Below are 19,947 nucleotides of genomic sequence, written 5' to 3' on the forward strand. Positions count from 1 at the left end.
GCCGCAAGGCCCGATGCCTCAGGAAAGCCGAACACCCGGCGTCAAGGTCGCCGGTACCGTCAGGCTCGGCGTTTCCAGGGATGCCACCGGGTACGCACAATAGTCCGCCGCGTAATAGGCGCTGGCGCGATGGTTGCCCGAGGCCCCGACCCCGCCGAACGGCGCGCTGCTCGCAGCCCCCGTCAGTTGTTTGTTCCAGTTGACGATCCCGGCCCGGCTTTCCAGCCAGAACTGCTGGTAACGTGCTTCGGAATCCGACAGCAGGCCTGCCGCCAAACCGTATTGCGTGTTGTTGGCCTCGGCAATCGCGGCGTCGAAATCCGTGTAGCGAATCACTTGCAGCAACGGCCCGAACAGCTCCTCATCAGGACGATCGGCCACGTCCGTGACATCCAGGATACCCGGGGTCAGCAACGCGGCATTGGCGTGTGGCTGAGTCATTTCCAGCAACGCCAGGGCACCATGGCCCAACAGATGCGCCTGGGCTTCCATCAACGCACGCGCGGCACCGAGGGAAACCACCGAACCCATGAACGGCGCCGGCTGCTGGTCGAACGCACCGACGTCAATGGTTGCGCTGACCGCCACCAGGCGCTCCAGCAGCTTGTCGCCCCAGGCGCCTTCGGGCACCAGCAGGCGACGGGCGCAAGTGCAACGCTGCCCGGCGGAGATAAAGGCCGACTGAATAATGGTGTACACCGCCGCGTCCAGGTCCTCGACCTGATCGACCACCAGCGGGTTGTTGCCGCCCATTTCCAGGGCCAGGATCTTGTCCGGACGCCCGGCAAACTGCTGATGCAGATGGTTGCCGGTGCGGCTCGAACCGGTGAAGAACAAACCGTCGATCCCCGTATTCGCCGCCAGGGCGATCCCGGTTTCCCGCGCACCTTGCAGCAGGTTCAGTACGCCAGCCGGCAGGCCGGCCTCGATCCAGCACTGCACGGTCAGCTCGGCAACCTTCGGGGTCAGTTCGCTCGGTTTGAACAGCACGCTGTTACCGGCCAGCAACGCCGGAACAATGTGCCCGTTAGGCAGGTGACCGGGGAAGTTGTAAGGACCGAACACCGCCACCACACCGTGGGGCTTGTGGCGCAACACGGCGGTGGCGTCGCCCAGCGGGCCGCTCTTCTCGCCCGTACGCTCACGGTAGCTCTGTACCGAGATGGCAATCTTGTTGACCATGCTGGTCACTTCGGTCGCGGCTTCCCAGAGGGGCTTGCCGGTTTCTTCACCGATGCAACGAGCCAACTCGTCGGCACGGCTTTTCAGCTGCGCGGCAAAACTTTCGAGGACGACAATCCGCTCGTCGAGGGAACGTTTGGCCCAGGCCGGAAACGCCTGGCGCGCAGCCTGCACGGCGGCATCGACCTGCGCGGCGCTGGCGCCCTTGCCGGACCACAGCACTTGCTGGGTCACCGGGTTCAACGACTCGAAGGCTTCGCCCTGGCCGTCCTGCCAGGTACCGGCGATGTAAAGCGTGCTCATTATTTCGACTCCCGGGAAGCAGACAACGGTACTGCACGGATCTGATCACCCGCACTGAGTTGAAGACGTTTGGCAGTCAGCGGATCGACCACCAGGGTCCCCGCCGCCAGGCGCGCCGGGGCCGCGGTGATGCGGCAGTCCTCGCGCTTGCGGTTGTGGATCAGGTACGGCGTGGCATCGTCCCCCGGGGTGCCAATGGCCAACACCAGCGCCTGGCTGTCACGCACCGCGCGGATCTTGCTGGTTTCGCACTCGACCGCCGGGCCTGCGTCGAAGATGTCGACATAACCCTGATAACTGAAACCTTCGCCCTTGAGCATCGCCAGTGCCGGCTCGGTGTCGGTGTGCACCTTGCCGATCACCGCGCGCGCCTCTTCGGAGAGGAAACAGGTGTACAGCGGGAACTTGGGCATCAGCTCGGCGATAAAGGCCTTGTTGCCCACGCCCGTCAGGTAATCGGCCTGGCTGAACTCCATCTTGAAGAAGTGCCGGCCCAGGCTTTCCCAGAACGGCGAGCGCCCGGCTTCGTCGGACATGCCGCGCATCTCGGCAATGATCTTGTTGCCGAACAGCTCGGGGAACTCGGCGATAAACAGCATCCGCGCCTTGGCCAACATGCGGCCATTGAGACCACTGCGATAATCGGCATGCAGGAACAGCGAGCACAGCTCGGAGTTGCCGGTCAGGTCGTTGGCCAGGAACAGGGTCGGAATTTCCCGGTAGATCTTCAGTTCCTGGGAGGCGCTGACCGTCAGGCCCACCCGGAAGTTGTACCAGGGCTCACGCAGGCCCACGGCGCCGGCAATGGCGCTGATGCCGACCACGCGCCCGGTATCGTCTTCGAGCACGAACAGATAGTCCGCGTCGCCGCGACCGGCTTCGCCCGTGAAGGTTTTTTCCGCCCAGCCGACCCGATGGGCCAGGCGCTCTTCGTTGGCCGGCAAAGTGGTCAGGCCGGTGCCCGTGCTGCGGGCCAGGTCGATCAGAGCGGGTAAATCGCTGCTGCGTACGGGACGAACGATCATGCTATCTCCTCAAACGGGCACCGGCTGACGGGTGCCCGCGAAACTCGCTGTAAGGCTGCTTTCGATACCGGCCTTAAACCGCTACCAGGCGCACGCTGGCACCTTCGCCGACGCCCAGGGCTTCGGCGGCTTGCAGATCCAGGGTGACCGGTTTGCCCGGCGCATAATCGAGCTCCAGCAGCACCGCGCGGTAGTCCTGCAGCAGCGCGTTGGACACCAGGTACTGGCGCCCGCCGCCCTTGTGGGCGTCGCCGATTTTCACCGGCACCACCCGGCTCTGGGCGATGGAGCGAATCCCGCTGACCCGTGCGTGCAGGGTCGGGCCGCCATCGAAGATGTCGATGTAGTGATCGGTTTCGAAGCCTTCGCGCATCAGGATGTCGAAGGTGATCTGCGCACGCGGGTGCACCTGGCCCATCGCCTCCTGGGCGGCGTCCGGCAGCAACGGCACATAGATCGGGTAATGCGGCATCAGTTCGGCAAGGAAGGTCCGGCTTTTCAGGCCGCACAGGCGCTCGGCCGCCGCGTAGTTCAGGTCGAAGAAGTTGCGGCCGATGGCGTCCCAAAATGGCGAGTCGCCATGTTCGTCGCTGTAGCCGACGATCTCGGTCACCACCGAATCGGCGAAACGCTCCGGATGACTGGCGACAAACAGCAGGCGCCCGCGGGAATTGAGTTCCGACCAGGCCGACCCCACCAGCTCCGGGACCACATAGAAGCTGGTCAGCAGGCTGTTGCCGGTCAGGTCGTGGCACTGCGAAAGCACGTGGATCTTGTTGTGGATCTTCAGCTCGCGGGACGCATGCACGAAGGTCTCGTTACGGAAGCTGTAGAACGGCTCCGAATAACCGGCCGAGGCGACGATGGCCGAGCAGCCCGCCAGTTTGCCGGTGGCGCTGTCTTCGAGCACGAAGAAATAGCTTTCTTCGCCATTGAAGCTGACTTCGGCGGCAAACGAGGCTTCGGAGGCGGCGATCTTGTCGCGCAGGCGGTCTTCGTCGTCCGGCAGGGAAGTGACACCGATCGGGCTGTCCGCGGCCAGGCGCCGTACCTCGTCCAGGTCAGCCATTTGCGCGGGGCGCATCACCAGCATGGTGTCACTCCTTCAATCCAGAACAGGTCGACGCTTGGCGTCGACAGAAAAAAATACCGGGATAAACACCGCCCATTGTCGGTGCGTGCTTGCCCGGTACAGGAAATTAGGCCCGCTGACGGCCATCCTGGGCCACCAGCGGGCGGTCCATCAGGCTTGCGTCAACTTGGCCACGGCGCGCTCGAAGCGATCCAGGCCTTCTTTGATGTCCGCGTCTTCAACCACCAGGCTCGGGGCGAAACGCACCACGTCCGGGCCGGCTTGCAGGATCATCAGGTTTTCTTTTTCCGCGGCGTTGAACACGTCCTTGGCCTTACCCTTCCAGGCATCGCTCAACACGCAACCGAGCAACAGACCGAGGCCACGCACCTGGGTGAACAGGCCGTATTTGGCACCGATCTGCTCCAGGCGGGTCTTGAACAGGTCGTGCTTGGCTTTCACGCCGTTCAGCACCTGCGGGGTGTTGATCACGTCGATCACCGCGTTGCCGACCGCACACGCCAGCGGGTTGCCGCCGTAGGTGGTGCCGTGGGTGCCGACCACCAGGTGCTTGGCCAACGCTTCAGTGGTGAGCATCGCGGCAATCGGGAAACCACCGCCCAGGCTCTTGGCACTGGTGAGGATGTCCGGGGTCACGCCGTATTCCATGTAGGCGAACAAGGTGCCGCTACGGCCCATGCCGGTCTGCACTTCGTCGAACACCAGCAGCGCATCGTGCTGGTTGCACAGCTCGCGGGCGCCTTGCAGGTAGGCCAGTTCGGCAGGCAATACGCCGCCTTCGCCCTGGACCGGCTCCAGCACCACGGCGCAGGTCTTGTCCGAGATCGCGGCTTTCAGCGCGTCCAGGTCATTGAACGGCACGTGGGTGATACCGGTGATCTTCGGACCGAAGCCGTCGGAATACTTCGACTGGCCACCAACGTTCACGGTGAACAGGGTGCGGCCGTGGAAGCTGTTGAGGGCCGCGATGATTTCGTATTTTTCCGAACCGAAGCGGTCGAACGCCACACGACGGGCCAGCTTGAAAGCGGCCTCGTTGGCTTCGGCGCCGGAGTTGCAGAAGAACACGCGCTCGGCGAAAGTCGCGTCCACCAGCTTCTTGGCCAGGCGCAGGGCCGGCTCGTTGGTGAAGACGTTGGACACATGCCACAGGTTGTTCGCCTGCTCGGTCAGCGCACCGACCAGCGCCGGATGCGCATGGCCCAATACGTTAACCGCGATACCGCCGGCGAAATCGATCAGCTCGCGGCCAGCCTGGTCCCATACTCGGGAACCCGCGCCGCGCACAGGAATGAAAGCCGCAGGTGCGTAGTTGGGAACCATGACCTGGTCGAAATCGGCGCGTTGCACCGGAGCTTGCTCAACGGACATCGGAGTCTCCTGAAGAGGAACGCCTGCCTGGAACTGGCGAGCGATGGGGGGATTGTAAGGACAGTTTTCGGTCAGGCCTTGCCGCCAAGCGACAACTTCTTATAGCGCCAAACCGGCTTTAGCCGAGGTTGTCAGCAATGCGACAAATAGCGTCGCAAAGGCGCAGTTTAAACGCTGGCCAGGGTTTTGGTATCTATTTAGGTACGGCTGCCGCCGGGTGCTGGATAGCCTCGCCGCTTTACCCGCCGCACGAGAAACCGCGCCATGCCGATGCCTGCCGAAACAGACCTGCCGCACGACCCCGACAATTTCGAACTGATCAAAAACAAACTGCCGAATTGGCTGACCGGGGCTTCCCGAACCCTGCTTCAAGCCCATGGCGACAGCCTGTTGTTGACCCACACCCACAAGGCCAGGCTGGCTGAGTACCTGCACGCCTTGCAGGGCCTTGAGGCCTTTGCCGTGCCGATCCTGTCCAACGCCCTGAAAGCCCGCTTCGGACACGAATTGAACCCTCAACATGATCGAATCAACGGCGTACGGCTGATCACTGCCGCGACACTCTCGACGCCGCGCAAGATCTCCGTCGTCGATATGAGCCTGCTGGAGGCGGCCCTGAAGAACTTCGTTGCCCCCCAGCATGAAAACCTGATTTTTTATAATGAATCCAGCCTGTACCGCAGGGTCGATGCGCGGCAGAGCCCGCCTATTCAAGCCTTCACCGTCCGGGCGTTCGTCGAGCTGTGCCGGGAACTCGATATCGGTGGCCAGTACGACCGTCACATGAGCGCGGTGCTGCTACCGAAAAAACCCTCCGGCGCAGCTGACAACCGCTTTCGCGATCAATTTGAGCTCAGCGAACGCTACGAACTCATCACCCAAACCCATATTGCCCTGATGAAAGGCCATATCAGCCGCTCGACCCACCAATTCCTGCTGGCCGCCAGCCAACAGGAGCGCCTGTCTTACTGGGACGGCAAACCCGTGAGCTGCTGCGAACTGCAAATGTTCAACTTCAAGACGCCACTCAGCAGCTCGACCGGCGTCACGCTCAAAGGCGCCTTGTTGATTGAGCACCAGGACACCCTCGCCGCGCGCAACCGCCCTTGCATCGTCTATCTGAGCGGCGATCCGGAGCAGGCACTCAAGCAATACGCCAGCTTCGAGGCGTTCGAACAGGAATTGGCTATCCGCCTGGGCGACAGCGGCTACCGAAGCTTCTTCAGGCGCTACATCAACCAACGCACCCAAGCGGCTTTTTTCAGCGCCCTTGGCGCCCCGGGCACAGCGGCCGACCTGCAACTCAAACGTTTTCCGCTGATCGGCCACCCGCTACGCGAGCTCCATACCCAGCACCTGGTCAAGCTGTTGGACGATGGCAATGTCAACGCGGTGCCGGTGACCGATATCGACCGCCAGGACCACCGCGACTACCTGCAATCGCTGGCGGACATCGGCCTGAACCTGCTGAACGTCGCGGCCCTGTTCGTCCCCGGGCTGGGCGAAGCGATGCTGGCGGTGGCCGGCGCGCAAATGTTCAGCCAGATCTACAACGGCATTGAGGACTGGGGTCACGACGAGCGCGAACAAGCCCTCAAGGGGCTGATCGGTGTCACCCTGAACCTGGTGCTGATCGGTGGCGTCACCGTGGTCGCCCACCGATTCGCCGGGGCCGGCCTGGTCAAGGAGTTGAAACAGGTGACCTTGCCCACGGGTGAAAGCACCCTGTGGAAACCCGACCTGACACCCTACGAGCATTCACCAGCACTGCCCGAGAGCGCGCAACCGAACGCCAGCGGCCGGTATGAATTCAACAACCGCCAATACCTCAAACAAGGCGAGCGATTCTATGAAGTCGAACTGAATCCGCAGGGCAATCGTGGTCGGATCAAACACCCACGCGGCCACAAATCATACTCACCCGCCTTCTGGCATAACGGTGCCGGCGCCTGGTTTCACGAACTGGAGAACCCCTTGCAATGGCAAGGCCCGCAGTTGATGCACCGCCTGGGTCTGGCCGGCGAAGCTTTTTCCGACATCGACGCCGCGCGGATCATGGCGGTCAGCGACACCGACGAAGCCTTGCTGCGCCGAGTGCATTTCGACAGCCAGCGGCCCCCCGCACTGCTCAAGGACAGCCTGCTGCGCTTTCGCCTGGACCATGATATCCAAGGTTTCATCGAGCAAATGGCTCGCGGCGAGGCCACGCCTGACGAGAGCATGCAGGAGCAAATTCTGCTGGACCTCTGGCAATCGCAGCCCAAGGCGCTGCGGTTGGTGGACGATCAGGGCCAGGTGATCATGGAGACCGTCCGCACCGGCACCGCCCAGGGGCAACGAGTGACCATCTCGCTCGACCAGTTGCACAACGGCGATCTGCTCAAGACCGTGCTGAATTCACCCGACCTCGATGAAAGCGATCTGCGCACCCTGCTGGGGGAAAGCCAGAATTTCGCCACCCCCGCCGAAAAACCGCAAACGCGGCTGCTGAACTTTCGCAAGCAAATCGCCCGACATGCCCAGCTGCGCCAAAAAGCGCTGTTCGAATCGCAATACCGGTTTCGCACTCAAGCACAGGACCCCACGGTGGGCGTGCTGCAAACGGCGTTTCCCGACCTGCCCGTGGCCGTGCTCGAAGAACTCGCCGAGCATGCCAGCGGCGCGCAGTTGCAAGCCTTGCGCGAGTCCGCCGAAATCGCCTCGGGCATCGCCGACGAAGCCGCCTTGTATCACTCGAAAGTGCGCCTGGCCCGCGCCCGCGAGGGGCTGTACCTGGCGGCGAGCGGCAATGCCGACAGCGAAAAGCTTGTCCTGCATAGCGTGCAGCGCCTCCCGGGCTGGTCCACCCAAGTGCGTATCGAAATGCGCGCACACGCCTCAAGCGGACCGTTGCTCGATAGCATCGGCGCCGTCGATGCGCCGATCTGCAAAGTGCTGATCAAGGAAAACGGCCTGTACCAGACCCGCGACGCCCTGGACCAGGAACTGCACGGCTCCGACGATCTCTATGCATCGCTGCTGCATGCCCTGCCCGACACCCAGCGCAGCGAACTGGGTTACCCCAGTCCCAACCAAGGCGCACAACTCAAGCAAGCCGTGCAAAACAGCCGCCTGCCCGACCCCGACGCACTACGCCAGTTACTGCACATGCCACCGGCCATCCCCAGCGAACACTCGCCCATGGCCTTGGCCAAGAGGCGCCCCGGTTATCCGCTCAGCGGTCGTGGCGCGCCGCAGGCGGGCAGCCGCTGGGCCCTCGAAGATCGGGTCGCCCGGCTGTTTCCGAGCTTTTCCGATGAGCGGATCCGGCAATTTATCGGCAGCCTGAACAGCATGCGGGTCTTTGATGAAGTGCGACGGCTGGAGCAGGCGTACGAACAACTGACGGAGGAACTGGAGACCTGGTCGTTCATCACCTCCAGCACTCACCCGGTCAGCGGGGAACGCCTGAGCCTGATGCAGCGCCTCAACCAGCAACGCACCCGCGCCCAGTTCGCCGAAGCCATTCGGCGCTGCTGGCGCCGTGAACCCGACCTTTTCTACTCCAACAATCCCGAGGAGCACGGCTACACCCTCAGCGCCAATGGCTTGCTGGGCGAATTGCCCGAACTGTCCGTCGACTTCAACCACGTCCGCTATCTGAACCTGGCGGCCGACACTCCAGCCCGGGAGTTGGCCCGGTTCATGGAGCGTTTTCCCAACCTGCGCCGTCTCTCCATCCGTGGTTTCCAACTCGACGACCTGCCCGAATCGATCACACGGGGACAACTGACCGAGTTGAGCCTGATCAACTGCAATCTGCGTTTGACCGTCCAGGCGAGGCAAGCACTCGGCAGCATGCAGACCCTGGAGATTCTTGACCTGAGCCACAACCCCCTCGGCCTGGTCCCCGACCTGCGTCAACTGCAGGCACTGGCGGTCATCGACCTGAGCCACAGTGGAATCAATGCGCTTCCCGAGGGCCTGTTCGAACTGCCACGATTGGAAGCCGCCCTGCTCAACGACAACGCCATCCGCGAACTGCCGCAGACACTCAACGAGATGTCCGGCAATCTCGGTTCCGGCCTGGAACTGAACAACAACCCGCTGTCCGAGACCAGCCTGCAACGCGCCCGGGATTATTACCGTAGAACCGGCCACTCACTCGGCGTTCAGTCCCTGTCCGAACGCACGCGTATCCAGGCGCTTTATCCGGGCCTGAATGGCGAAGAGCTGGAGAGTTTCATCCGGGCCCAGCCGCGACTCCTCGAGGACTCCTTGAACCAGTTGAGCCGACTGGAGGCCCAATACCGCCAGCTGCGCGCCGATCTACAGGCCTGGAGCGGCGATGTCCCCAGGCTTCACCCGCAAACGCAGGAACCGCTGAGCCAGATCGAGCGGGCGCTGGAAAGTCTGAACCGAGATGACTTTGCCCAACAACTGCAACGGAGCTGGCAGCGCCTGAGCGAAGAAATACTGCCCGACGGCACACGTTTGTATAGCTTCTCTTTCACCCAGCGAATCACCGGCAGACTGCCCGCGCTTTCAGCCGATTTCAGCCATATCGCCCGCCTGGAAGTCCATGGTTACGGCGCCTGCGACGGGCTCGATGGCTTCCTCCACAGCTTCCCCCGGCTACGTGTGCTGTATGCCTCCAGCTTTATCGACCGGGATTTCCCCACCGCGATTTTCGACATGCCGCACTTGAGAAACCTGGATATGCCCTATGGCCTGATCCAACTGAGCGACACCTCACACCAACTGCTCTCGGACATGACCGGCTTGCAGATGCTCGATCTGTCCGGCAATCCACTGCAACCCGGCCCGCCGCGCGCCGAGGGCATGCTGCTGACACCGAGCGTCGCACGGATGACCGACCTGAGGGTGCTCGACCTGAGCGACAGTGGTCTTGAACAGACGCCCGAGGGATTGTTCGGACTCCGTGTGCTGGGGATTGCCGACTTGCGCGACAACCAGATCAGAGACATACCGGAAAGCCTGTTCGAAGTGCCGACCTCGCAGGTGGTGACCTATGATTTCAGGAACAACCCGTTGACGGAGGCCAGCCTGCAAAGAGTCCGCAGCTACAGAGAGCTGAACGGCGGCGTGCAGCAGGTCAGAATCCTGATCGGTGACGATGTGAGCAGCGGCGAAGAGAGCGAAAGCGACAGCGACAATGGCGGCAGTCTCGCGCCGGCGGCATCCCCCATCACGCCGCCCACACCCCGCGAAGAATAAGCCCTAGCCGCGTTCCGAAGGCACCGACGACAACTCGAACGGACTGCTGCTGCGCCGCTGGTTGCGATCTTCCCGTGGCGTGGCGCCAAAGAAGTTGCGGTAGGCGCTGGAGAAATGCGGCCCCGAGGAGAAACCGCAGGACAGGCCGATCTGGATGATCGACTTGCTGGTCTGCATCAACATCTGCCGTGCCTTGTTCAGGCGCAGTTCCAGGTAATACTGGCTCGGCACACGGTTGAGGTACTGCTTGAAGATCCGCTCCAACTGGCGTCGCGACACACAGACATGCTGGGCGATCTCGTCGGTGGTCAACGGCTCCTCGATATTGGCTTCCATCAGCAGCACGGCCTGGGTCAGCTTCGGATGGCTGGAGCCCAGGCGGTTCTGCAACGGAATGCGCTGGCGCTCGCCGCCTTCACGGATACGCTCGACCACCAACTCCTCGGAAACCGCACCGGCCAGTTCAGCACCATGGTCACGGGCGAGGACCGCCAGCAGCAGGTCCAGCACCGACATGCCGCCACAGGCGGTCAGGCGATCACGGTCCCAGTCGAACAGATGACTGGTGGCAATCACCTTGGGAAAACGTTCGGCGAAATCATCCTGCCAGCGCCAGTGCACCGCCGCGCGATAACCGTCGAGCAAGCCGAGCTGGGCCAAGGGGTAAACCCCGGCGGACAAACCCGCCACCACGCAACCCGAGCGCACCAGTTGCTTGAGGGCACTGCTCAAGGCCGGCGCCAGGCTGGTGGGCGGCTCGTCAGCCAGCAGGAAGAGTTTCTGGAACCCTTCCAGCTTGCCGGCCCAGGGCTCGCCCGGCAGTTGCCAGCCACCAGCGGCCAAGGCCTCGGCGGGCGCTTCGGCCTGCAGGAAAGACAATTCGTAGACGACTTCCGGATGCACCCGCTGAGCGACACGCAAGGCCTCCTCGGCCAGCGCCAGCGTCAAGGCTTGGGTGCTGGGCCAAATCAGGAAACCAATTCGATGGGCAGTCATGGCAGGCAATCCGAAAACAGAACAGGGTGAAAAGCCGAAGGCGGCCAACTCAAAGTAGACCACGCCGCGCTCGGCGCGCAGCATGACCTATTTTGGTGCGCAACGGCAGCATAAAAAGCGACGACTATTTCAAGCTGCCCGAGAGGAATTGCTGCAGCCGCTCGGATTGCGGGTTGACCAGCACCTCGCGCGGATTGCCGCGTTCTTCGACCACGCCTTTGTGCAAAAACACCAGCTGGTTGGAGACTTCACGGGCAAAGCCCATCTCGTGGGTCACCACCACCATGGTCCGGCCTTCCTGGGCCAGGGCCTGCATCACCTTCAGCACGTCACCCACCAATTCCGGGTCGAGGGCCGAGGTCGGCTCGTCGAACAGCATCACTTCCGGCTCCACCGCCAGCGCCCGGGCAATTGCCACGCGCTGTTGCTCGCCACCGGACATATGGCCCGGGTAGGCATCCTTGCGATGCGCCACGCCGACTTTCGCCAGGTAGTACTCGGCCTTTTCCAGCGCCTCTTTCTTCGACATGCCGAGCACGTGAATCGGCGCCTCGATAATGTTTTCCAGCGCGGTCATGTGCGACCACAGGTTGAAATGCTGGAACACCATCGACAGCCGCGAACGCATGCGCTGCAACTGCTTCGGATCGGCGGCCTTCAGCGCGCCGTCCTTGCCGGCCACCAGCTTCAACTCTTCATTGTTGAGCAGGATGCGCCCCGCATAGGGCTGCTCCAGCAGGTTGATGCAGCGCAGGAAAGTACTTTTGCCGGAGCCACTGGAGCCGATGATGCTGATCACATCACCCGCGGCGGCTTCCAGGGACACGCCCTTGAGCACTTCGTGACTGCCATAGCGTTTATGCAGGTCTTGGACTTCAAGCTTGTACATGCGGTCGGTTCTCACAAAAACAGTCGGGTCAGTCGCTGAGCAGGCGTCCGTGGCGAAGCGGTACACGCCCCGCCACCTTGGCCAGCCAGATCGAGGGTTGGGCGTAACGCAGCCGTTCCACGGCATACAAGACACCGCTCGTGCCGGCACACACGGTGCTGACCCGGTCGGATAAAGGATCGATCACTTCGAACAGGGGTTCGCCGGCTTCCACCCAACTCCCCACCGGCACCAGGAAACTCAACACACCAGGGTGCGGCGCATAGAGCAACTCGGTGCCTTCGAACGGCATGCCCTCGCAAGGCTCCTGTTGCGCGGCCGGCCATTCTCCGTCGATCAGGCCCTGCTCCGCGAGGAACGCCAGAATGCCTTCGGCCTGGGCCTCGGCCTGCTCACGACCGGTATCGGCCTGGCCACCCAGCTCGATGGTGGTGGCCATGCAAGCCAGTGGGATCTGCGCGTCCGGGAACTCACGGGACAGACGCAGCCACGGCAGCGAACAGGCCTCGTCGAACGACGTACCGCCCGACTCTTCCGCCAGCAACCCGACGCGGACCTTGAGCTGCGCCGCCAGGGAACGCCACTGCGGCCAGTGCTGGGGAAAGGTGTACATGTGCAACGCGGCTTCGCAATCACAATGCAGGTCGAGCACCAGGTCGGCATCACAAGCGTGGCTCAGCAACACTCGCTGCATGCCTTGCAGCTGGCTGGTCGCCGCCGGCAACGCAGCCAGCACTTCAAGCATGGCCTGGCGAATCAGCCGAACGTTGGCGTGCGGATCGTCGCCCAGACGGCCTTTGACCAAGGCGCTGACCGGCTCGGTCAACGGGACAAAATCGCGGTTGAAATTCTTGCCGCTGCCGTACTCGAAACGCCCCTGATGGTTGCCTTGCAGCAACTGGCCGAGGCCGATCGGATTGGCCACCGGCACCAGTTCGATCACGCCCTTGAGGGCCCCGCGGGCTTCCAACTCGACCAGGCGCTTTTTCAGCTCCCAGGCCGTGCGCATACCCGGTAATTCGTCGGCGTGCAAGCTGGCCTGGATATAGGCCTTGCGCTCGCCGCTGCCAAAACGGAACACCGAGACCTGGCGTTCCGTGCCCAGGCTACCCCAGGGCAAAGGATGATCGATACGTTGCATAGTCAGTGCTTCCTCGGCGCCAGGTAACCCAACCAGCGGCGCTCAGCCAGCTTGAACAGGCGCACCAGGATGAAGGTCAGGCACAGGTAGAACGCGCCGGCGGTGATGTAGGCCTCGAACGGCAGGTAATACTGGGCGTTGACGGTACGGGCGGCGCCGGTGATGTCGATCAGGGTGACGATGGACGCCAGACTGGTGGTCTGCAGCATCATGATCACTTCGTTGCTGTATTGCGGCAGCGCCCGGCGCAGGGCCGACGGCAGCAGGATGCGGCGGTACAGCTTGTAGCGCGACATGCCCATGGCCTTGGCCGCCTCGATCTCGCCATTGGGCGTGGCCCGCAGGCTGCCGGCAATGATTTCAGCGGTGTAGGCGCTGGTGTTGATGGCAAAGGCCAGGCAGGCACAGAAGGTCGCGCTCGACAGCCAGGGCCAGAAAATACTCTCGCGCACCGCCTCGAACTGGGCCAGGCCGTAGTAGATCAGGAACAACTGCACCAACATCGGCGTGCCACGGATCACGTAGGTGTAGAGCCAGGCGCTCATGTTCACCACCGGCTGCTTGGAGACCCGCATCAGCCCCAGGGGCAATGCCGCCAGCAGACCGAACAGCAAGGACAAGGCCAGCAGTTTCAAGGTGGTCAGCAAGCCGCCGAGGTACAGCGGCATGGCTTCCCAGATGACGTTGTAGTCGAAGATCATAGATCAGCCGCCCTTACGCCTACCGAGTAGCGCTTCTCAAGGTGACGCAATGCCAGCAACGAGACACTGGTGATCACCAGGTACATCGCCGCCACCGCGAGGAAGAAGGTGAAAGGCTCGCGGGTGGCATCCGCCGCCTGCTTGGCCTTGAACATCATGTCTTGCAGACCGACCACGGAAATCAGCGCGGTGGCCTTGGTCAGGACCAGCCAGTTGTTGGTGAAGCCGGGAATCGCCAGGCGAATCATCTGCGGCACCAGCACCCGGAAAAACACTTGCAGGCCACTCATGCCGTAGGACATGCCGGCTTCGGCCTGGCCCTTGGGGATCGCCATGAAGGCCCCACGGAAAGTTTCCGACAGATAAGCGCCGAAAATGAAACCCAGGGTGCCGATACCGGCGACCAGGGGGTTGAGGTCGATGTAATCGTCATAACCGAGCAGTGGCGCGACGCGGTTGAGCAGGTCCTGGCCACCGTAGAAGATCAGCAGGATCAGCACCAGGTCGGGAATCCCACGGATCACCGTGGCATACAGGTCGCCCAGCCAGGCCAGCCAGCGTACCGGCGACAGGCGCAAGGCCACCCCGATCAGGCCCAGGACAATGGCCAGGGCCATGGATGACAAGGCGAGCTGAAGCGTCAGCCAAACGCCATCGAGGATGACAGCCCCGTAGCCTTTCAACATGATTCAGATCCTCGGAAGTAGGGATGAAAAAATGGCGCAAACCTCAGAGCTCCTGCTGCTTGCGCCATTCCGGACTTGTCACTGCGGCGGTTTATTTGCCGTAGATGTCGAAGTCGAAGTACTTGTCCTGGATCTGCTTGTACGTGCCGTTGGCACGGATCGCGACGATGGCGGCGTTGATCTTGTCCAGATCGGCCTTGTCGCCTTTGCGCACGGCAATACCGATGCCGTCACCGAAGTACTTCTCGTCGGTGAATTGCGGGCCGACAAACGCGAAGCCTTTGCCCGAATCGGTCTTCAGGAAACCGTCCTGCAGCAAGGTGGCGTCAGCCACGGTACCGTCGAGGCGACCGGCGGCCACGTCCAGGTAGATCTCGTTCTGCGAACCGTAAGGCTTGATTTCGGCGCCCAGCGGTTTGAGGACTTCTTCGGCGAAGCGATTGTGGATCGAACCCCGTTGCACACCGATCTTCTTGCCTTTGAGCTCGGACAGGTTGTCGCTGACAACGGTGCCTTCCTTCATCACCAGGCGAGCCGGGGTGTTGTAGTACTTGTTGGTGAAGTCGACCGACTTCTTGCGATCATCGGTGATCGACATCGACGACAGGATGGCGTCGATCTTGCGCACCTTGAGGGCCGGGATCAGGCCGTCGAACTCTTGCTCGACCCAGACGCACTTGACCTTCATCTCGGCGCACAGGGCGTTGCCGATGTCGTAGTCGAAACCGACGATGCTGCCGTCCGGCGCCTTCGAGGCGAACGGAGGGTAGGCGGCTTCGATACCGATCTTCAGTGGTTTTTCATCGGCGAATGTCGGCAGCGACAGCACGGAGAGTGCCAGGGCACCCAGCAGCACGAGTTTCTTCATCTTGAGACTCCATCGGTCAAGGGCAAAACGGCAGAGTGAGCAACAGCCCAATATGCGGATGGGAAAGCAGTCTTCGCGTAACGGTCGGCGGCGAACACGTTCAACGTGCACCACGACAAGCGAGTGATCGGCATTCTAACGACAGGTCCGAAGCCGATATTTCCTCAATGCGACAACTAATTACAGATGCGCAGAGAAAGCAGGCCGGAGACATTGACAGCTCTTGAAATTCATGCAAGAGCGAAAGAAGGGGTAACCGATCTATCCTGCAAATAGCGGGCCTATTATTCGCAAAGCCTTCTATTCCGGCAAGCACGGCGTTCAATGAGATTTTAAAGGCGCTGTTTTCGGGCCTGAAACGGGCAGCGACGTTTCCCTTTGCCCCGAGTCCGGGCGGTCGGTGACACATTTGGTTACCCGCCGGAAAACCGGTAACAGAAGGCGGAATTCACAGCAAAAACCGATATTTATCTCACTTGATAGAGAGACATCTCCCCTTACCTGTAGGAGCGAGCTTGCTCGCGATGGTGGTTGTGACGCCGCGTAGTGTCAGACAGTTCGCGTTATTGTTGACGCCTTATCGCGAGCAAGCTCGCTCCTACACAGAAAGGGGCGTGGCGATCAGGGTATTTGTACAGACAAAAAAGCCCCGCCCAGCGCAATGCCGGACGGGGCTCGGTCAACCTGGAACGGCGCTTACGCGACGTTCATGGTCTTGTGGGTATCGATCAGATGCTGCACCACACCCGGGTCCGCCAGGGTGGAGATATCCCCCAGGCCGTCGTACTCCGCTGTGGCGATCTTGCGCAGGATCCGCCGCATGATTTTCCCCGAACGGGTCTTCGGCAAGCCCGGCGCCCACTGGATCACATCAGGCGAGGCAATCGGCCCGATCTCCTTGCGCACCCAGTTCTTCAACTCCAGGCGCAGCGCTTCGCTGGGCTCCTCGCCATTGTTGAGGGTGACGTAGACATAGATGCCCTGCCCCTTGATATCGTGGGGCACACCGACCACCGCCGCTTCGGCGACTTTAGGGTGGGCGACCATGGCGCTCTCGATCTCGGCGGTGCCCATGCGGTGGCCGGACACGTTCAGCACGTCATCCACACGCCCGGTGATCCAGTAGTAACCGTCTTCATCGCGACGCGCGCCGTCACCGGTGAAATACATGCCACGGAAGGTCTTGAAGTAGGTATCGACGAAACGGTCGTGATCGCCGTACAAGGTCCGCGCCTGGCCCGGCCACGAATCGAGGATCACCAGATTGCCTTCGGCGGCGCCCTCGATGATGTTACCCAGGTTATCCACCAGCGCCGGCACCACGCCGAAGAACGGCCGTGTCGCCGAACCCGGCTTGAGCGCATGGGCGCCCGGCAGCGGGCTCATCATGTTGCCGCCGGTCTCGGTCTGCCACCAGGTATCGACGATCGGGCAACGCGACTTGCCGACATTCCTGTAGTACCAGTCCCAGGCTTCCGGGTTGATCGGTTCGCCCACCGAGCCCAACAGGCGCAGGCTGCTGCCATCGGCGCCTTCAACGGCCGCGGTGCCCTGGGCCATCATGGCGCGGATCGCCGTCGGGGCGGTGTAGAGGATATTGACCTGGTGCTTGTCGACGATCTTCGCCACCCGGGTGATATCCGGATAGTTCGGCACGCCTTCGAACATCACGGTGGTCGCGCCGTTAGCCAGCGGGCCGTAGACAATATAAGTGTGACCGGTAACCCAGCCGACATCCGCGGTGCACCAGTAGATCTCGCCCGGGCGGTAGTCGAACACCCGCTCGTGGGTCAGCGCCGCATACAACAGATAACCGCCGGTGGTGTGCTGCACGCCCTTGGGTTTGCCGGTGGAGCCGGAGGTGTAGAGGATGAACAGCGCTTCTTCGGCACCCATCTCTTTCGGCGCGCAAACACTGCCGGCCACCTTCATCAGGTCTTCAAACCAGATGTCGCGATGCTGGTTCCACTTGATATTGCCGCCGGTGCGCTTGCACACGATGACTTTCTGCACGCTGCTGGTTTCCGGGTTGGTCAGGGCGTCGTCGACGTTGGCCTTGAGCGGGATCTTCTTGCCAGCACGCACACCTTCATCGGCCGTGATCACCACTTTGGAACGGCAGTCGATGATACGACCAGCCAGGGCTTCCGGCGAGAAACCACCGAACACCACCGAGTGGATCGCGCCGATGCGGGCACAGGCCAACATGGCGACCGCGGCTTCGGGGATCATCGGCATATAGATGGTCACCACGTCGCCGCGATGCACATCCTGGCCACGCAGGGCGTTGGCGAATTTGCAGACCTGCTCGTGCAGCTCGCGGTACGTGATATTGCGGGATTCGGCGGGATCGTCGCCTTCCCAGATGATCGCGATCTGATCGCCGCGCTCGGCCAGGTGGCGGTCCAGACAGTTGTAGGAAACGTTCAGGGTGCCGTCGGCAAACCACTTGATATCGACATGGTGGTCGTCGAAGGAGGTCTGCTTCACCGTGGTGAAAGGCTTGATCCAATCGAGGCGCTTGGCTTGTTCACGCCAGAAGCCGTCTGGGTTGACGACCGACTGCTGGTACATCGCCTTGTAGGTCGCCTCGTCGGTCAGCGTAGTCGCCAGGACCTCAGGACGAACGGGGTACAGGGAAGCCGCACTCATCTTTCTTACCTCGGTGGATATGTTGTTGTTTTATGACCCCGTTTTAGCCGGGCCAGTGCCATAGAACCATTCGACGATGGTAGTAACAAGCCCCTACAAAATGCCCTGTCAAGGACTGAAAAGCCTCAAGCACGCGGCCTGTAGCGATTTTCGCCGCCCTGAAAATAACTCGCGGAACGGGCCTTGGGGACGTTTTTCGACGATTGTTACAGGTTTTGTCAATAGTCTTTATCAAAACCCCCTCTATATGAATGTTTGGCAGGCTCTTAACATTCTCCTCGCCAACTAAGGCAGCGAATTAACTTAGCGACAGCCCCCACGAAGGCCGTTAATTCGAATTCAAATCAAGACCGTTGCACACGTAGCCTCATAAGGGCTACGTGACCCCTTACGACCCGAAAAAGGTGAATCGAGATGAAAGCTCTAGTCGTTCTGGCCCTCAGCAGCCTGTGTGCAACCGCCATGGCTGACGAGATTCCAACCGACGTTGCCAGCCACACCGTTCCGGTGGAAGAGTACACTTACAGTTCTCACCCGGACATTCAGAAAGTTATCTCCATGAGTGAAGTTCCGGATGTTTGCGAAGTTGTTCCGGCGCGCATGGTCTATGAAGACTCGCAAGGCGCCCGACATATCATGGAGTACCGCGTCATGGGTAACGGTTGCGCCCACGGTTGACACCCTGGCCTGACCCCGCGTAGCAAAATCACCCGCCGCAAGAAGCGCTTCTTGCGGCAAAGGTGTTCCTCCCCACCCCGTGGGAGCCGGCTTGCTGGCGATCGGTGCCCAGCGCCTCCAAAAACCTTCCTCCCTGCCCCCTCATGAAAACCCGCGCCCCACAAACCCGGCGCTCCGGCCATCAGCACGACCAGTTCCCCCGTGTACAAATCATTTCCGGCAAAAACTGGCTGAAACACCCAGACAAAATCCTTATACTATGGGCGTCCGTTCGCGCCTGAAAAAGCGTCGAATCGAGCTGCAAGCCCTCGTCGATTCAGCCTCTTTGCGGGCGACAGGGGAAGGCCTGGCGGCCTCTCCCAGCGACGACACGGGATCATCCCGACCCTATTCCATGTTTTTGCGTGCGCGAACCGCTGCTGCAAGCAACATATCCTTTAGATCCAAAGCGGCCATTGGTCGTGTGACAACCAAACCATCAGTGTTTTTCACACGGGCATCTGGCCCTCACGCAGGAGACGACACGTCATGCTGAGCTGGGACGAATTCGACAAAGAAGAAGGCGAGGTTGCCGTCAAGGGCGCCAACGCCGGTCACGCCACCGAAGCCAACATGGACCGCCTCGACAGCGCCGGTGGCGCCGCGGCCCAAGAAGCCCGTGCCGTGACCGCTTCCGACTCGGCCGCCATCGCTCGCGCCAAGGCCGCTCTCGACGCCCTGGACGTTGCCGAAGGCCTGGCTGAACTCGACGGCGCCTCGGCCCGTGTCGCGGTCGACGAAAAACGCATGATCAACTGCCGCGCCGACCTCAACCAGCTCGTGCCGTTCAAGTACGACTGGGCCTGGCAGAAGTACCTCGACGGCTGCGCGAACCACTGGATGCCGCAAGAAGTCAACATGACCGCCGACATCGCCCTCTGGAAAGACCCGGAAGGCCTGACCGACGACGAGCGCCGCATCGTCATGCGCAACCTGGGCTTCTTCTCCACCGCCGATTCCCTGGTGGCGAACAACCTGGTGCTGGCCGTGTACCGCCTGATCACCAACCCCGAGTGCCGCCAGTACATCCTGCGCCAGGCCTTCGAAGAGGCGATCCACACCCACGCCTATCAATACTGCATCGAATCGTTGGCCATGGATGAAGG

At 61.7% G+C, this 19,947-nt stretch carries 14 protein-coding genes; 3 read left to right on the plus strand and 11 right to left on the minus strand.

What is annotated here, in order from left to right; genetic code table 11:
• Nucleotides 1–18 precede the first annotated feature (18 nt).
• The 4 genes from astD to HX866_RS33720 all read right to left on the minus strand — a co-directional run bounded on the left by astD (nt 19) and on the right by HX866_RS33720 (nt 4,974).
• Nucleotides 19–1,488, minus strand: coding sequence for a succinylglutamate-semialdehyde dehydrogenase (gene astD, locus HX866_RS33705; protein WP_177098427.1), 1,470 nt, complete (start codon nt 1,486–1,488; stop codon nt 19–21).
• Entirely contained in the window at nt 1,485–2,510 is a 1,026-nt protein-coding gene (astA, locus tag HX866_RS33710) for an arginine N-succinyltransferase (protein ID WP_177098417.1), read from the minus strand. The genes astD and astA overlap by 4 nt, the downstream gene beginning before the upstream one ends.
• Nucleotides 2,511–2,583: 73 nt before the next feature.
• On the minus strand, nt 2,584–3,603 hold the full coding sequence (aruF, locus tag HX866_RS33715) for an arginine/ornithine succinyltransferase subunit alpha (protein ID WP_177098418.1): 1,020 nt from the start codon (nt 3,601–3,603) through the stop codon (nt 2,584–2,586).
• A 150-nt stretch (nt 3,604–3,753) separates the two neighbouring features.
• Nucleotides 3,754–4,974, minus strand: coding sequence for an aspartate aminotransferase family protein (locus HX866_RS33720; RefSeq protein WP_177098419.1), 1,221 nt, complete (start codon nt 4,972–4,974; stop codon nt 3,754–3,756).
• 264 nt (nt 4,975–5,238) lie between these two features.
• Between HX866_RS33720 and HX866_RS33725 the strand changes: the two genes are divergently transcribed.
• Nucleotides 5,239–10,191, plus strand: a complete 4,953-nt coding sequence (locus HX866_RS33725; RefSeq protein WP_177141272.1) for a dermonecrotic toxin domain-containing protein — start codon at nt 5,239–5,241, stop codon at nt 10,189–10,191.
• Between the two features lie 3 nt (nt 10,192–10,194).
• On the opposite strand, the gene argR is transcribed toward HX866_RS33725, so the two are convergent.
• The 7 genes from argR to acs all read right to left on the minus strand — a co-directional run bounded on the left by argR (nt 10,195) and on the right by acs (nt 18,124).
• Nucleotides 10,195–11,187 (minus strand): transcriptional regulator ArgR, encoded by a 993-nt coding sequence (argR, locus tag HX866_RS33730; protein ID WP_177098421.1) that lies wholly within the window; start codon nt 11,185–11,187, stop codon nt 10,195–10,197.
• A gap of 124 nt (nt 11,188–11,311) precedes the next feature.
• On the minus strand, nt 11,312–12,076 hold the full coding sequence (locus tag HX866_RS33735; RefSeq protein ID WP_100944747.1) for an ABC transporter ATP-binding protein: 765 nt from the start codon (nt 12,074–12,076) through the stop codon (nt 11,312–11,314).
• Nucleotides 12,077–12,104: 28 nt separating this feature from the next.
• The gene (locus HX866_RS33740) at nt 12,105–13,217 is read right to left on the minus strand and encodes a succinylglutamate desuccinylase/aspartoacylase family protein (protein WP_177098422.1); all 1,113 of its coding nucleotides are present in this window, start codon (nt 13,215–13,217) and stop codon (nt 12,105–12,107) included.
• 2 nt (nt 13,218–13,219) lie between these two features.
• Nucleotides 13,220–13,918 (minus strand): ABC transporter permease, encoded by a 699-nt coding sequence (locus tag HX866_RS33745; protein WP_177098423.1) that lies wholly within the window; start codon nt 13,916–13,918, stop codon nt 13,220–13,222.
• A complete protein-coding gene (locus tag HX866_RS33750) occupies nt 13,915–14,604 on the minus strand; it encodes an ABC transporter permease (protein WP_177098424.1) in 690 nt (229 codons plus the stop codon). The genes HX866_RS33745 and HX866_RS33750 overlap by 4 nt, the downstream gene beginning before the upstream one ends.
• Before the next feature lie 91 nt (nt 14,605–14,695).
• Entirely contained in the window at nt 14,696–15,472 is a 777-nt protein-coding gene (locus tag HX866_RS33755) for an ABC transporter substrate-binding protein (protein ID WP_100944751.1), read from the minus strand.
• A 696-nt stretch (nt 15,473–16,168) separates the two neighbouring features.
• Nucleotides 16,169–18,124, minus strand: coding sequence for an acetate--CoA ligase (acs, locus tag HX866_RS33760; protein ID WP_177098425.1), 1,956 nt, complete (start codon nt 18,122–18,124; stop codon nt 16,169–16,171).
• 414 nt (nt 18,125–18,538) lie between these two features.
• On the opposite strand from acs, the gene HX866_RS33765 reads away from it, so the two are divergent.
• On the plus strand, nt 18,539–18,802 hold the full coding sequence (locus tag HX866_RS33765) for a DUF2790 domain-containing protein (RefSeq protein WP_177098426.1): 264 nt from the start codon (nt 18,539–18,541) through the stop codon (nt 18,800–18,802).
• 528 nt (nt 18,803–19,330) lie between these two features.
• Nucleotides 19,331–19,947, plus strand: a 617-nt coding sequence (locus tag HX866_RS34115; RefSeq protein ID WP_218179838.1) for a ribonucleotide-diphosphate reductase subunit beta, incomplete at its 3' end; no start/stop codon positions are given.

This window comes from Pseudomonas gingeri (assembly GCF_013386165.1).
Taxonomy (GTDB): domain Bacteria; phylum Pseudomonadota; class Gammaproteobacteria; order Pseudomonadales; family Pseudomonadaceae; genus Aquipseudomonas; species Aquipseudomonas gingeri_C.